15 protein-coding genes and 2 pseudogenes are annotated in these 13,373 nt (G+C 59.3%); 4 read left to right on the top strand and 13 right to left on the bottom strand.

Going from position 1 to position 13,373, the window contains the following annotated elements; genetic code table 11:
• Window positions 1-114: 114 nt before the first annotated feature.
• Together NY406_RS03930 and NY406_RS03925 are read left to right on the top strand one after the other, a co-directional pair.
• Window positions 115-285: pseudogene (locus NY406_RS03930) on the top strand (ABC transporter ATP-binding protein); the annotation flags it as partial.
• A gap of 128 nt (window positions 286-413) precedes the next feature.
• Window positions 414-638: a hypothetical protein gene (locus NY406_RS03925; protein ID WP_260633434.1), complete on the top strand. Its 225-nt coding sequence runs from the start codon at window positions 414-416 to the stop codon at window positions 636-638.
• A gap of 51 nt (window positions 639-689) precedes the next feature.
• On the opposite strand, the pseudogene NY406_RS03920 reads toward NY406_RS03925, so the two are convergent.
• Window positions 690-953, bottom strand: a pseudogene (locus NY406_RS03920) (transposase); the annotation flags it as partial.
• A gap of 44 nt (window positions 954-997) precedes the next feature.
• On the bottom strand, window positions 998-1,666 hold the full coding sequence (locus tag NY406_RS03915; RefSeq protein WP_260633433.1) for an ISL3 family transposase: 669 nt from the start codon (window positions 1,664-1,666) through the stop codon (window positions 998-1,000).
• Window positions 1,667-2,276: 610 nt separating this feature from the next.
• On the opposite strand from NY406_RS03915, the gene NY406_RS03910 reads away from it, so the two are divergent.
• Together NY406_RS03910 and NY406_RS03905 are read left to right on the top strand one after the other, a co-directional pair.
• Window positions 2,277-3,104, top strand: a complete 828-nt coding sequence (locus NY406_RS03910; protein ID WP_260633432.1) for a 3'-5' exonuclease — start codon at window positions 2,277-2,279, stop codon at window positions 3,102-3,104.
• A 52-nt stretch (window positions 3,105-3,156) separates the two neighbouring features.
• Window positions 3,157-4,053: a class I SAM-dependent methyltransferase gene (locus NY406_RS03905; protein ID WP_260633431.1), complete on the top strand. Its 897-nt coding sequence runs from the start codon at window positions 3,157-3,159 to the stop codon at window positions 4,051-4,053.
• A gap of 109 nt (window positions 4,054-4,162) precedes the next feature.
• Here the strand turns inward: NY406_RS03905 and NY406_RS03900 are convergent, their stop codons facing one another.
• The 11 genes from NY406_RS03900 to NY406_RS03850 form a co-directional block, all read right to left on the bottom strand.
• Window positions 4,163-5,335, bottom strand: a complete 1,173-nt coding sequence (locus NY406_RS03900; RefSeq protein WP_260633430.1) for an iron-containing alcohol dehydrogenase — start codon at window positions 5,333-5,335, stop codon at window positions 4,163-4,165.
• Window positions 5,336-5,342: 7 nt separating this feature from the next.
• The gene (locus NY406_RS03895) at window positions 5,343-5,804 is read right to left on the bottom strand and encodes a DUF134 domain-containing protein (protein ID WP_260633429.1); all 462 of its coding nucleotides are present in this window, start codon (window positions 5,802-5,804) and stop codon (window positions 5,343-5,345) included.
• Window positions 5,805-5,901: 97 nt separating this feature from the next.
• On the bottom strand, window positions 5,902-6,309 hold the full coding sequence (locus NY406_RS03890) for an OsmC family protein (RefSeq protein WP_260633428.1): 408 nt from the start codon (window positions 6,307-6,309) through the stop codon (window positions 5,902-5,904).
• A gap of 106 nt (window positions 6,310-6,415) precedes the next feature.
• On the bottom strand, window positions 6,416-7,180 hold the full coding sequence (gene cobS / locus NY406_RS03885; RefSeq protein WP_260633427.1) for an adenosylcobinamide-GDP ribazoletransferase: 765 nt from the start codon (window positions 7,178-7,180) through the stop codon (window positions 6,416-6,418).
• Window positions 7,180-8,067 carry an alpha/beta fold hydrolase gene (locus NY406_RS03880; RefSeq protein ID WP_260633426.1) on the bottom strand — a complete coding sequence of 296 codons (888 nt, stop codon included), beginning with the start codon at window positions 8,065-8,067 and terminating at the stop codon, window positions 7,180-7,182. Before NY406_RS03880 ends, cobS begins: the two co-directional genes overlap by 1 nt.
• Before the next feature lie 4 nt (window positions 8,068-8,071).
• Window positions 8,072-9,133: a nicotinate-nucleotide--dimethylbenzimidazole phosphoribosyltransferase gene (gene cobT, locus NY406_RS03875; protein WP_260633425.1), complete on the bottom strand. Its 1,062-nt coding sequence runs from the start codon at window positions 9,131-9,133 to the stop codon at window positions 8,072-8,074.
• A gap of 19 nt (window positions 9,134-9,152) precedes the next feature.
• Window positions 9,153-9,680 (bottom strand): bifunctional adenosylcobinamide kinase/adenosylcobinamide-phosphate guanylyltransferase, encoded by a 528-nt coding sequence (cobU, locus tag NY406_RS03870; RefSeq protein ID WP_260633424.1) that lies wholly within the window; start codon window positions 9,678-9,680, stop codon window positions 9,153-9,155.
• 43 nt (window positions 9,681-9,723) lie between these two features.
• A complete protein-coding gene (cbiR, locus tag NY406_RS03865; RefSeq protein ID WP_260633423.1) occupies window positions 9,724-10,515 on the bottom strand; it encodes a cobamide remodeling phosphodiesterase CbiR in 792 nt (263 codons plus the stop codon).
• Window position 10,516: 1 nt separating this feature from the next.
• On the bottom strand, window positions 10,517-11,812 hold the full coding sequence (locus NY406_RS03860) for an ABC transporter ATP-binding protein (protein WP_260633422.1): 1,296 nt from the start codon (window positions 11,810-11,812) through the stop codon (window positions 10,517-10,519).
• Window positions 11,796-12,788 (bottom strand): FecCD family ABC transporter permease, encoded by a 993-nt coding sequence (locus NY406_RS03855; RefSeq protein WP_260633740.1) that lies wholly within the window; start codon window positions 12,786-12,788, stop codon window positions 11,796-11,798. Before NY406_RS03855 ends, NY406_RS03860 begins: the two co-directional genes overlap by 17 nt.
• 47 nt (window positions 12,789-12,835) lie before the next feature.
• Window positions 12,836-13,363, bottom strand: coding sequence for a cob(I)yrinic acid a,c-diamide adenosyltransferase (locus NY406_RS03850; RefSeq protein WP_260633421.1), 528 nt, complete (start codon window positions 13,361-13,363; stop codon window positions 12,836-12,838).
• Between the last annotated feature and the right edge of the window lie 10 nt (window positions 13,364-13,373).

Raw genomic sequence — 13,373 nt, 5'->3', positions numbered from 1 at the left:
TTTTTGTCAAGCATTTCTGAAGCTTTGTGCCGATGATGGATCAAGCGAGTCAAGCCGTTCTCTCCGTTGACGGGGTGTCGAAGAGTTAGCTGATGGGCGAGGTGACCGTGAAGGCTCGAAGTAATCGAAAAAGTCAACCGCGAACTCGGCACCACCACGCTTGTCATCACACACAACGTCTCGATCTCCGGCATGGCCGACCGCGTCATCACGCTGCGAAGCGGCGAGGTTGTCGAGGATCGCCGGAATGCAAAGAAGATTTCGCCTTCAGAGTTGTCGTGGTGAGATTGGGGGGATTTTTGATGTGCTGGTTGTTTCTTTTTGAATTATGCGCTACTATTTATTCCAAGTCCTGTAGTTGGGGCGGTTTGTGTGGCGCATGGCACGGTTAAAAACTGAAGGTAAAAAAGGTTATGAAAACCAATATCATAATTGAAAAGGATGGGGATGGTTATCTGGCCAGAGTGGAAGGCCATCAGAATCTGTTTGCGTTTGCCTACTCGGAAAAAGATGCGGTGATGGAGTTGAAGAATGTTGTGGAGATGATTATGGATTACCATCTTGAGCAGGTGAACGATGAACGGATTATCAGAAATGAACTGGCTACTGTGGTAGAGAAATATGCCGTTCAAGTATAAAGAAATTGGGTTCTTCGCAGAATATCGTGGGTAAGGGCTTCTGCTGTTCCGTCATGATTCGATAGCCCTGTTGAGTTTGCCGCAGTAAAACAAAATCCGGTTGCGATAACTCTCGAAACGGTGGAACCCTCTTGCTGAGGCCTTGATGATCTGCATCTTGCTGTTCAAGCCTTCGGAAACCGCGTTGGTAATGGCGTGCTTGAACCAGGTCAGCACCTTGTCGAAATGCCGCAGGAGCTGCTCTTTGACTTTGATCAACGGGCTCAAACCAACCGCATCGACCCGTTTTGACCAGTACTCGAAAAAGAAGCTTCCGGCATCGGCGCAGCCAAGCTGCCAAAAAACCCGGAACCTGTTTTTTAACGCCCACGCCTGTCCCCGGTTTTGAACTCACCGTTCATCAGGGTGTTCAACTCGAGCTGTTGCCGGGTGTGCAGCTTCTCCGGATTGCGCAGCCAAACGTATTTCGAGCCGACCAGCCGCTTGTCTCCAGTTTTGCGGAGTTCGCCAGACTCCTTGCGGCGCACCGCATCGACGGCGTCATTGAGAGACTGGCTGATATGAAAGCGATCATGCACCAGATCGGCGTTTGGCAAGAGTTGGTTCACCGCGTTGGCAAAGGGTTGCCACAGATCGACCGAGACCGCCTTGGCTTGTTCCCGCTGCTGTTGGCTCAGCGTTTCAAGCAGCGCTTTGGTTGCTTCGGTCGTGCGGTGTTCGACAACTTCAAGCACTCGACCTTGATCCAGATCGTTCAGCGTTGTCACATAATGCTGGCCAGCCTTGAAGCTTTTTTCATCGATTCCCAGATACGCAATGCCATCAGCTTGCCGACGACTCAGGCCTCGCTCAACGGCTCGCTGCATGATGTGATTGACGGCGTGCCAGTTCAGACGCAACATGCTGGCCGCCGCCTTGATGTTCGCGCAGTGCAAGAGCAGCTCGATCGCAAAGCGTTCGAACTGCAGCGTGAAACGGCAATGCCTTACCGCCCACGGTGCCTGAACGGTTTTGAGCCCATCTTCCATGATGCACCGCATACCGGACACGCGACCTGCTTGCCGGTACAGACCAGTCTGATCTCGACCCGCTTGCCGCTCATCGACACATGAACGCTCTCGACCTTCCAGTTTGAGGAAGGAGCTAAAAGTTGGTGCTAATGGCTCGTCAAGCTCTGGGAGTATCAAGGTGTGGTTGGGTAACGCTCAAAATTACTCTATGTTACCTCATACACACCCTTCTTCCCACGATATTCTGCGAAGAGCCCTCCGGGGATAACTACGCCCGGTCGTGCCTCAATGGCTGTTTTTCGGTGCAATGATGCCCATGTGCTCGTGGTTTGCAGGGCAAAATGCCCCTGTTCCCGTGAATACATGACAGCAAGTATTTCAAATCGCTCTTTTTAGAGATGCCCTTAATGAAGCAGCTCAAGGAATATTGGTAAACGATCATAAAAACAAGAGTGTTCAACTGTTTAAGAGTCCGCCTCCGGGCATTTCTTGATGATTTTCGAAGTGGAAGTTGAGGTACAACCCTTGATGAATAATCCAAAAAACAAGTTCTTTAACAAACGAACAGCGCCAATCGACGCGACATTTTCCGAAATTGCTTAATCATAAATGTAGTTGAAGAGTCACCATGTATAAATTCATCGCCGATAACGTCGTGGTTTTCGATGTCGAGTGGGTTCCAGACCCGGCTTCGGGCAGGCGCATTTACAGGCTTCCGGATACGGCTTCTGATGATGAGGTGCTCGAGGTCATGTGGCAGGAGGGCGGCGCAACGCCGGAGGATCCTCGTCCGTACCTGAAAACGGTGATGTGCAGGATCGTTTCCATTGCGGCGGTGGTTAGAAAAAGAGTGCGAAGTGACGTAAAACTCGACCTGATTTCGCTCCCCGGCCTGCATGACGGCGAGCAACCGGAAGGGACGATCATCCGGAAGTTTCTGGAAGCCGTCGGGAATCTGGAAGCGCAGCTTGTAGGGTTCAACTCGTCGAATGCTGATCTGCCAATCCTGTTCCAAAGAGCACTGGCAAACCGGGTAACGGCGCCAACCTTCTGCCATCGCCCGGAAAAACCGTGGGAGGGAGCCGATTACTTCAGCCGATCCGGCGATTTCAACATCGATCTCAAGAATGAACTCGGTGGCTTCGGCAAAGCGGCCCCATCGCTCAACGAATTGGCCGCGTCACTCGGAATTCCCGGCAAAATGGGCATCAATGGCGCGGACGTAGTTGAGCTTTGGCGCACCGGAGAGTTCAGGAGCATCGTCGAGTACAACCAGTTCGACGCCCTCTCCACCTATCTGGTGTGGCTGAGAAGCGCCTATTTTTCAGGGCGGTTGACGGAGGATGCGTTCGTGCGCGAGGAGCAAATGCTGGAAGCCCTTCTTCTCAGGGAGATCAAGGGCGGCGCGGAGCATCTTGGCCGATATCTCGATACCTGGAAAGCGTTTCGTCAGTAGCGAAGGTTCAGGATGCGCCTGCTGCTGATACAACGGAAAAGCGATCATTGCCATGTCAAGCAACACCGGCGGTCATTTTTTTGCCTATTTGAATTGGCTTCTCAACCCGTTCCACGGATTGAAGACAACGGAAGTCTATGATCTGATCGGCGCCACTTCCCTTACCGAGCATGCGTTGTATCTGAATCTCGGCTACTGGAGGAATGCGAATACCATCGATGAAGCCAGTCAAGCGCTTGCTCTTCTGGTGGCGCAACGAGGCGGCATGGGCTCGGGCGACGTGGTGCTCGATTGCGGGTACGGTTTCGGCGATCAGGATATTCTCTGGGCGAGGACGTTGAAGCCTGCAAGAATTATCGGGCTGAATATTACGAAGTCCCAGATCGTGCAAGCCCGAAGGCGCGTTGCTGACGCTGGGCTTGAGCGGTCGATCGATTTACGGGAAGGATCGGCAACAGAGATGCCCATCGAAAATGAATCCGTCGATCTGGTCGTTTCCCTCGAAAGCGCGTTTCACTACAGAACCCGTGAAGATTTTTTCAGGGAGGCGTATCGGGTGTTGCGACCCGGTGGCAGGCTGGTGACGGCCGATATCGTTCCAACAAAAAAATCCGACAATCCCTTCAAGCGGCTGGAGCAGTGGATTTCATGGAATATGGTGGCGGGAAAATTCAACATACCGCCGGAAAATGCCTATCTGATCCCGACCTGCAGCGATAAACTTTCCAGAGCCGGATTCGTCAATATCGACATCAAATCGATACGTGACGACGTCTATGCGCCCCTTCATGCGTATCTGTCAAAGGATCGGACATTTGTAAACAAGTTGCCTCTGTTGGCAAAAATCATGGCGATATCGGCATTCCATCGCTCCGCGGAGAGCGTTTACGGTGGGCTGGACTACATAGTGTCATATGCCGAAAAGCCGGGAAAAGCTCGGGAAATCTGAGGCAGAAGAACTGAGAGTAACCGGAAATCGATTTTTTGTCACCAAGGAATTCGCGGGGAATGATCCTCAAAATTTTCATTCCCCTTCCCTACCTTACACTATCAACCACTCACACCCTTGCCATGAGAATTCTTCGCATCGACTCTGCATCGAGCGGCGCAGCGTTACTCTTGCTTCGGGTGGCAGCAATAATCTCCGCGAAATCGCTCTCGCTCACGCCGAACTCGCCGAGACGCGGAAAAGCAAAACGCTTTTGCCACTCTTCGAGCAGCTCGACAAGGCGGTCACAGTCGTCCGTGATATTGCCGGTCGTGGCGCCGTTCAGGATGCTGCTGGCTGTGGCGAACTTCCGCAAGCCCGGTTCGCCGCCTTCCGAGGCGCGGAGCCGGCGGATGTTCTCGCGCGTCGCTTCGGCGAGCAGCGTCGCGCAGAGGGTGCCGTGCGGAATGTCGAAGAGGCCGCCGACCGACGAGGCGAAGCCGTGCACAATCCCGAGGCCCGCATTTGCGAGCGCAATGCCTGACATCAGCGCCGCGTAGGCCATGTCGGCGCGGACGGCTACATCGCCTGCGCCATTGCCGCAGGCCAGCTCGAACGAGCGGCTGAAGCGCTCCAGACCGCTGCATGAAATGGCGTCGGTGTAGGCGCTGGCGAAGGGCGAGAGGTAGGCTTCGAGAAGTTGGGTAAAAGCGTCCATGCCGGACGAAGCGGTCAGCTCCTGCGGCGCGGAAGTCATGAGCGCGGGATCGATGACGGCCTCATTCGGCACGAAAGCCGGATGGCGCAGCGAGCGCTTGTAGCCACCCGGCCCAACGCGGCTGATGACGGCGTTGCTCGTCGCCTCGGTGCCCGTACCGGAGGTGGTCGGCACAGCGATAAAGGGAACCTTGCGCCCGTCGTGGGGCGTGAAACCGGGCTGTCCCTCGATGAAACGCTCGACCTGCTCGCGCTGAAGCAGCATCGCCGAGATCGCCTTTCCGGCATCCACGGCGCTGCCACCGCCGATGGCCACAACGACGTCGAACGGCTTGTCGCGACCAAGCGACACCGCCTCGTCGATCAGCTCCGGCGACGGCTCGCGCTCGACCTCGAGACAGGCAATCTCCAAGCCGACGCGGCTGAGTTCATCGAGAAGTCCCAACGCCGCAACTGAGCGCCGCAACGTCTGGCGGCCCGTAACAAGCAGCAGGTTCCGCCCATACGCGGCGGCGAGAGCCGGAAGTTTCGAGAGCGTGCCCACACCGAAATGGATACGCGGCGTCGGCAGAACTGAAAAATCCATTGACCTTTCAATCGACACTGCTGTGCCTCCCCTTGCGAATCAGCATCTTGCCGCAATGCGGGCAGTTCGCCGTCCGGCAGGGCACGCCTGGCACGTGCGGCTGTTCGTAGCCGCAATGCAGGCAGATGCAGACGGCAGGCTCCTCCGACTCGCCGGTCAAGCAGCTGCCGGTGATCTTTCCCCCCTCGATGCAGATGGTCTTGCCTCCGACCAGCGCATCGGCCACCTTCTTGCGAGCCGACTTGATAATGCGGCCAAAGGTCTGGCGCGAGACCTTCATCTTGTCAGCGGCGGCGGCATGGTACATCCCTTCGAGATCGGCAAGCCGCAACGCCTCGACCTCATCGACCGAAAGCACGACGTTCTGGAGCCGCGATGGAGGAACGCCTTCGGGCAGAAAGCAGGTGACGCCGGGAATCTCTTCGACAGAGCGGCTCTGAAGCGGTCTGCCAGCGCGAGAGTTTTTCATAGCGGAGTGTCATTTGAAACGGGAATCCGCTCCCGGCAGATAAACCAGAAGCTGGTTCCAACGGAAAAAAATCAATGATCGATAAACGGCAAAACGATCAGGAACCGACGGTTTCGGTCTTGACCTCGAAGGCCGGAGGTTCCATGATATGCTTTTTGACCGTGCAGAGATTGGCCGCGTTGATCACCGCACCCTTGTACTTTTCAGGGAAATCGGGGGGCAGCTCGATGGTGATGGTGATCTTGCCGATACCATGTCCGTCGGGTCTCGGCTCGTGGCTCTGGACAACCCTGATGCCATCGGTCGGAATGCCGCGGCTCTGGCAGAAGGATAAAACGAAAATACCCGCGCAGGTGCCAATCGAGGCGAGGAAAAGGGTGAACGGTTCAGGCGCGGAACCTTCGCCACCAGCCATCACCGACTGGTCGGTCTTGATGGTGAATCCCCTGAAATCGGCATTGACCTTCTTGCCGCCGCCAAACGTCACGATCAAATCGCTGCTCATAGAAATATCTGCTTAGAATTGAAATGAATAATGCGCCCCCATAATAACCATCTGCCTGCTGAATAGCAACGCTCCGGCGAAAAGCGCCGCCGCGACTGCCCGGCGCTCACGTCATGTCGAAAACGGGAAAGCGAATCGAGAGCACGGCGGCGAACCAGACGAACGCCTCGGTCAGTTCGCTGCACGCGCCGAGCACGTCGCCGGTGACGCCGCCGATCTTGCGGCGGCTCAGAAGGCCGAGCGCGAGCGTCGAGGCGACGGCGCTCGCAATCAGAAAAAGCGCCCGTTGCCAACCGAAGCCTGTCGGATAGAGCAAGAGCACAAATGCCGAGGCGATCGCAACAACAAGATGCTGCCATCCCGCGCCCTCAACGAAGGCGGTCGCCGTGCCGCCTTCAGCCCGCGCATAGGGCAGCGACGAAGCGAGCAGAACCTGCCCCATGCGGGCAAGCAGCACGCCAGCCATCATCGTGCCGAACGCCTGGTACCGAACCAGTTCGAGGAGGCAGACAAATTTGAAGAGCATCACGAAAATCAGCGCCAGCGAACCGAAGGAGCCGACGTTGGGGTCTTTCATGATGCGCAGCGACGCCTCGCGGTTGCGCCCGCCGAAAAAGCCGTCGGCAAAGTCGGCGAGGCCATCGGCGTGCAATCCCCGCGTGAAGATGATGCCGCCGCCAAGCGCAAGCATCGCAGCCATTTCGTACCACCCGGCGAGCACCCCCAAGCGAGCAAGCAGCGTTTCGAGCGTTCCGATCAACAGACCGGCGAGCGGAAACCAGTAGAGCGAGTCGCTGTATCGCTCGGCCTCCCGACCAGGCACAGGCAGAATGGTCAGCGTGCGGAGCGCGGTCACCAGGCCGCGCACCATCAGGCGAGCCTCCCGACAAAAGCGCGCACGCCGTCGACGAACTCGCACGGCTTCTCCTCCTGCGGCAGATGGGCGCAATCAGGAATCACAAGCAGCTCCGCCCTCGGCAACTCTTTAGCCAGCCGGAAACTCTCCCCGGTCTTGACGGTAAGATCGTACTCGCCCGTCACCACAAGCGATGGGGTCGAGACCGAAGCCACGCGCTTGTCGAAATGGAGGCGGTGCGTTTCGAGGAACAGCTCCCAGAAGCCGCGCGACCAGTCGCCCACCATCAGATCGCTCCGGAACGCGGCAAGCGTCTCGTCCGACAGGCGCGACTTGACGTGCCAGAATCCCCGGATGTTTTTGTCGTAAAGCTTGGTGATAATGAACTTCATCAACCGCGAAAACGCCGGCGACATCGCTTTCATGAAGGGCTTCATCACGGCGGGGACCTCGCTGTTGGCGTAGCCGCTGTAGATCATCGCGCCGACAAGCACGAGGCCCTGCACGCGCTTCGGATGGCGCAACGCCGTCAGCAGCGCCAGCGTGCCGCCGGTGGAGTTACCCACCAGCACCGCACGATCCATGCCGAGCTTGTCCATCAGCGCCACGACGAGGTCGCTCTGCGCTTCGGGGCTGTATCGCGCCTCGTTGGATCGGGACGGCACCGGGCGCGAAGTCAGCCCGAAGGCCGGGCGATCGAACACGAGCACGGTCGCGTTCTCGGCGAGCGGAACCGCCACGTCGCGCCACGAACGAATGCTCAGAAAGCTGCCATGCAGTAGCACGATAAACGGAGGCTTGCCGCTGCCATAGAGTTTGTAGTGCACGCGAAAGCCGTTGCAGTCGATGAACTTGCTGTCGTTGTCGGCCCGCTGGCGCTGTATTTCGAGAAAAGAGTCCATGTTCTCAGTCGTTTTTGCCGGAAACTCCCGCCGAACTGAAGGTAGCCATTTCGTTGCAGATTTTCACCGCCGCCTCGATCACCTGCATCACCATCGCCGCGCCGGTGCCCTCACCGAGCCGCAAATCGAGGTCGAGGATCGGCCTCGCGCCGAGCTTCTGCATCACCGCGCGGTGCCCCTGCTCGTTCGAGAGGTGGCTGAAAAAGAGGTAGTCGCTCACCTTGCACGAAAGCTTGATGGCGCAGACCGCCGCCGAGCTGGAGATAAAACCATCGACGACCACCGGCATTCCAACCGACGCCGCGCCGAGAATCAGCCCGCAGATGCCCGCAATCTCGAAGCCACCCAGCGCCGCCAGCACTTCAAGCGGGGTGGCGAGGCTCTTGCGATTGACCTCGATCGCCTTCTCGATCACCGCGATCTTGTGATGGAGCCGCTCGTGGTCGATGCCAGTGCCACGCCCGGTGATTGCGTTCACCGGCATATCGAGCAGCACCGAGTAGAGCGCCGTTGCGGGCGTCGTGTTAGCGATACCCATCTCGCCCGTCGCGAGCAATTCGTACCCCTGCTCGCGCGCCTCGATGGCCAGCTCCGCGCCGCTCATGATCGCCTGCAGGGTTTCATCGACACTCATCGCCGGGCCTTCGGCTATGTTCGCCGAACCATGCTTTACCTTGCAGCGGCGCAGCATCGGATGCTCCGCGAAGTCGTGATTCACCCCCATATCGACAATTTCGAGATCGGCCCCGGCATGCCGCGACAGCACGTTGATGGCTGCCCCGCCGCCAAGCATGTTATAAACCATCTGCGGCGTCACCTCGGCGGGATAGGCCGACACGCCCTCGGCTGCCACGCCATGATCGCCCGCGAAGCAAAACACCTTCTTTTTGGACAGCGAAGGCTTTGTCGTGCCGGTGGCGATGCAATATTTCATGGCAATCTCTTCGAGCCGCCCAAGGCTCCCCTGAGGTTTGGTGAGATCATCGAGATGAGCCTGAATCGCGCCCGAAAGCGACATATCGACAGGCTTGATGGAGGCGAGAAGCTGCTGAAAACGGTCGTTCATGGATGGTACAGTTTGATGGTTACGAATGAATATTTTTGAGCACAAGCGGCAAACCACTGCACAGCAGGTACGCCTGCGTGGCGCGTTCGGCCACCTTGCGGTTGAGCGTTCCGGCCAGGTCGCGAAACTCTCGGGCCATCGCGTTTTCCGGCACGATGCCCATGCCGACCTCGTTGGAGACGAGGATGATGTCGCACGGCGGCTCTTTGAGGACGTCGAGCAGTGCGTCGATCCGTTCAGCAATTGCCGACTCCGCGCCGAGGTGGTGCATCATGTTGCCCAGCCACACGGTCAGGCAATCGAGCAGTACCACGCCGGTTCCTTCCGGGAGATTGCGCAAAGCGCGGTCGATGAAAAGCGGCTCCTCGACGGTGGTGAACTGCCCCTCGCGCTCCTCCTTGTGCTTGTCGATGCGCCGTTGCATCTCGCCATCGAACGCCTCGGCGGTGGCCAGAAAGACCCGGCACTCGTAGGGTTCCGCAAGCCGAAGCGCATAACTGCTCTTCCCGCTCCGTGCTCCGCCGGTCACATAAATTACTTCAGGCATGGGCTCGATTGAATTGGGTTTGATGAATCAGCGATGGTTCGGATCATGATGAAAATCGTTCAAGCGTCTCGACAGACGACAGAAAATCGGCCTCCGAGAATATCTCCAACGTGAACACCTTCGCTTCGCCCTCCGCCTTGCGCAACGCTTCGACCACCAGGTCGAGCGCTTCAGGGCGCATGTACGCGAGCGAGTTGTGGTCGCGGCCTTCCGTGGTGCCGTGCATGTGCAAGACTCTGGTGCGCGATAGATAGCGGTCGAGGTAGTCGGCAGTCGGGAAGCCGTAATATTCAAGGTGGCCGACGTCGAGCGTTACCGAGAAGCCGAACTGCTCGATCACCGGCCAGACAAGCTCGAAGGGGTAGTTCAGGTTTTCGGCGCAGAACATGCTGGCGGGATAACCGCAGCCGCCGAGAAGCATCCGCGCGGAGTCGGCGAGGCTTTCCACAAAAAGCGCTCGTTCCGCGTCGGAAAAATCGTTGATATCCACCCCCTTGCCCGCCTCGAAGTGCATCACGAAGGCAGACTTCGGCAGCGCTTCGGTAAGATCGATAATCCTGCGGTACTTGCCCACCGAGCGCTCACGCTCCACGCGGTCGGGGTTACCGAGATAGACGTCGAGCGGCAGGTGCACCGAATAGGTGAGGCCGTGCTCCGCAGCCAGCCCGACAAGCTCCGCGATCACCTCCGGCGAGGGAAGGTTGCTGAATTCGTCGGACTCGAAGAGCACGAGTTCGACGTCCTCCACCTTGCCCACGAGGTAGTGCATGTTGGGCAGAATGTCGTCCGGAATGATGTAGGACGAGGTGCCGAGCCTGAACGGGTACTGCTTCATATCACTGCTGCGCCTCTGGTTGCGGCCAGGTCTCTTTGATCCGGGCCATGAGTTCGTGAATGTTCGACCACTCCGCCGCGCCGCCGTCGCAAAGCTCGCGGGCCTTTGCCACCGCCGCTTTGCCGGGGGTATAGTCGCGCGTGGCGATGCCCGCCGCCAGCCACACCGGTTTGCCCGCCGCTTGCGCCGCAAGGGCGAGGTCGAGGTTGACGAGGTTGCCAGGGCCAAAAGGCACGAGTCCGGCGACGACGCCATCCGCCGCTTCGACCATCTGCCGCGCCTCTGCAAGCGCGTCGCCACCGATGGCCGAGAAAGGCTGTTCGAGAACGCAGGGGATGTCGAGGGCGCGGGCGGCCTCCGAATCGGAGTCGAGCCGATTAAGAACTCCGGCGGTCACGTCGAACCCTTCGATGAGAAGACGCCGGAACAGCTCGATGCCCGATCCGCCGCCACTGATGACGTGCAGCCGCTTCCGCGCTGGCGGTCGGCGCAGCGCCGCGTCGAGCACACCGCTCACCACCGGATTGCCGCTGAACGGATCCTGCCGCACGCGCAGGTCGCAATCATAGACGCGCCGGAGCAACTCCTCCTGCATCACCTCGCCGGGCGAGCCGTTGCACACGAGCCGTCCCTTGTCGATCAGCATCAGCCGGTCGGCAATCTGCGCGGCGAGGTTGAGGTCATGGCTGACCAGCAGCACCGTGATCTTCTCTTCGCGGTTGATGTTCATCAGGATGCGCAGCACCTCCTGGCTGTGGTTGATGTCGAGGTGCGCGATCGATTCGTCGAGCATGATGATGCGCGGCTCCTGCGCCAGCGCCATCGCCAGCGCCGTGCGCTGCTGTTCGCCCGCGCTGAGCTGGTTGAAGAGGCGATCCTTGAGGTCGAGCACGTTGGTGTAGATCATCGCCCGTTCGGCGCTGTCGTAGTCCCCGGCATCCGGCCCGCCCCAGCGCCCGCGAACACTGCGCCCGATCATAACGATTTCGCCAACCGTGAAGGCCATCGGCGATTCGAGCTTCTGCGGCACCACACCGATGAGCGAGGCCCGCTCGCGCGGCTTGAGCGTCGAAACCTCGCGCCCGAACACCTCGACCCACCCTTCGAGCGGCTTCAACAGGCCGGTGGCGGTCTTGAGTATGGTGCTCTTGCCAGAGCCATTCGGGCCGATCAGCGAGACAAACTCCCCTTCGGCGATCTCGAAATCGACCTTGCGCAGCACCGTGCGGGCCTTGTATCCGGCGGTGACGCCCCGGAAGGCGAGGGCCGGTTTCAAGCGGTCAGTCGATCCAGGCATACTTCATCTTTTTGCGGAGCACAATGAGAAAAAAGGGGCCGCCCGCCAGCGCCGTGACGACGCCGACCGGAATTTCGACCGGGGCCATGAGCGTTCGGGCAAGTGCGTCGCAGAGCACGAGGAACGCGCCGCCGCCGATGGCCGAGGCGGGAATCAGCCAGCGGTGGTCAGGACCGAAAATTGCCCGCATGACGTGCGGCACGATCAGGCCGACAAAGCCGATCATCCCGCCCATCGAGACCGCCGTGGCCGCAAGCATGGTCGAGAGCAGCAGGCTTGAAATGGTGACGAGCCCGGCGTCGAGCCCCTGATAGTGCGCCATTTCTCGGCCCAGCGTCAGCACGTTCAGCGCCGGCGCGAGCAGCCACAACGCGCCGGAGGCGGCGGCGATGATGAGGAGCGAAACGAGCTGCTCGCTCCACGAGGAGGGCTGGAGATTGCCGAGCATCCACCACACCACGGTGTGCATCCCGTCGATGTCGGCGGTCGAAACGAGAAACATGATGACGCTCGAACAGATCGAGCTCACGATCACGCCGCTGAGAATCAGGCTGTAAACCGACGGCACGCCCCCCTGGTTGGCGATAGCGTAAACCGCGAAGAGGGTGATGAGCGCAAAGGCGAAGGCGGTCAGCGGCAGGCCGACCGCGCCAAGGAACGCGCCGCCGATGAGAATGCTCATGGCCGCGCCAAGTCCCGCGCCGCCGCTCACGCCAAGCACGTAGGGTTCGGCGAGCGGATTGCGCAGAATCGCCTGAAACACCGTGCCGGAGGTCGAAAGCGCTGCGCCGACCAGCATCCCCATGAAAAAGCGCCCGAGCCGCAGATCGAGAATCGCGCGGCCCGACACGGTCGCGGTGTCCGGCAGGCCGACACCCGACGGGCCGAGCATCGCCGACAGCGCGAAGAGCACGGGGACGGCGGCAACAAGCAAGAGCGCCCGGCGTCGGTTCTTCGGCGAACCCTTGACCGGCATCGGGCGGCATCCGTCGCCGCCCTTTCTGTTTCGCGTCGCGCTCAGGCTCACTCCTCCACGCCAGCCTGCGACAACAAGCCCTGCTCGTAACCGTGCTTGACCATGTGCATCTCGGTCACGGTGTCGGCAAGCTCAATGAGCGCCTGCGGCGCGTTGCGACCCGTCAGCACGATGATCTTGTCGCTGGCGTTAACAATCGCCTCGATGAGCGGTTCGAGCGGAATGATCTCCTTGGAGAGCGCGAAGCACACCTCGTCGAGTAGCACGAAATCATACTCGTCGGAGGCCAGCGCGTCGAGCGCCTCCTCGAACCCGAACTCTGCCGCCCGCTTGTGCTTCTCCATCATCGGGCTGTCAGAATTGGTCGGCAGGAATCCCTTGCCATAGTGATCCCACTCGACATCCTCGAAGCGTGTGAAAAAGAGCACCTCGCCAACGCCCTCCTGCGCCTTGACGAACTGGATGACGCGCGCCTTCATGCCGTGGCCGAGGGCGCGGGAGAGCATTCCGAAAGCCGCCGTGCTCTTGCCCTTGCCGTTGCCCGTAAAGAGGAGAACCCTTTTCTGCTGTTTCATGGTATCGTGC

The organism is Chlorobaculum sp. MV4-Y (genome assembly GCF_025244685.1).
Taxonomy (GTDB): domain Bacteria; phylum Bacteroidota; class Chlorobiia; order Chlorobiales; family Chlorobiaceae; genus Chlorobaculum.
Note: the sequence above shows the minus strand (reverse complement) of the source record. Positions and strands in the feature narration are given on the sequence as shown.

Bases quoted from the DNA above. Each gene is read 5' to 3' on its own strand.
- NY406_RS03880 (WP_260633426.1), bottom strand. From the start codon at position 8,067: ATGGACTCTTTTCTCGAAATACAGCGCCAGCGGGCCGACAACGACAGC.
- cobT (WP_260633425.1), bottom strand. From the start codon at position 9,133: ATGAACGACCGTTTTCAGCAGCTTCTCGCCTCCATCAAGCCTGTCGAT.
- NY406_RS03915 (WP_260633433.1), bottom strand. From the start codon at position 1,666: ATGGAAGATGGGCTCAAAACCGTTCAGGCACCGTGGGCGGTAAGGCAT.
- NY406_RS03895 (WP_260633429.1), bottom strand. From the start codon at position 5,804: ATGAAAAACTCTCGCGCTGGCAGACCGCTTCAGAGCCGCTCTGTCGAA.
- NY406_RS03910 (WP_260633432.1), top strand. From the start codon at position 2,277: ATGTATAAATTCATCGCCGATAACGTCGTGGTTTTCGATGTCGAGTGG.
- cbiR (WP_260633423.1), bottom strand. From the start codon at position 10,515: ATGAAGCAGTACCCGTTCAGGCTCGGCACCTCGTCCTACATCATTCCG.
- NY406_RS03900 (WP_260633430.1), bottom strand. From the start codon at position 5,335: ATGGATTTTTCAGTTCTGCCGACGCCGCGTATCCATTTCGGTGTGGGC.
- NY406_RS03855 (WP_260633740.1), bottom strand. From the start codon at position 12,788: ATGCCGGTCAAGGGTTCGCCGAAGAACCGACGCCGGGCGCTCTTGCTT.
- NY406_RS03890 (WP_260633428.1), bottom strand. From the start codon at position 6,309: ATGAGCAGCGATTTGATCGTGACGTTTGGCGGCGGCAAGAAGGTCAAT.
- NY406_RS03850 (WP_260633421.1), bottom strand. From the start codon at position 13,363: ATGAAACAGCAGAAAAGGGTTCTCCTCTTTACGGGCAACGGCAAGGGC.
- NY406_RS03860 (WP_260633422.1), bottom strand. From the start codon at position 11,812: ATGCCTGGATCGACTGACCGCTTGAAACCGGCCCTCGCCTTCCGGGGC.
- NY406_RS03925 (WP_260633434.1), top strand. From the start codon at position 414: ATGAAAACCAATATCATAATTGAAAAGGATGGGGATGGTTATCTGGCC.
- cobU (WP_260633424.1), bottom strand. From the start codon at position 9,680: ATGCCTGAAGTAATTTATGTGACCGGCGGAGCACGGAGCGGGAAGAGC.
- cobS (WP_260633427.1), bottom strand. From the start codon at position 7,180: ATGGTGCGCGGCCTGGTGACCGCGCTCCGCACGCTGACCATTCTGCCT.
- NY406_RS03905 (WP_260633431.1), top strand. From the start codon at position 3,157: ATGTCAAGCAACACCGGCGGTCATTTTTTTGCCTATTTGAATTGGCTT.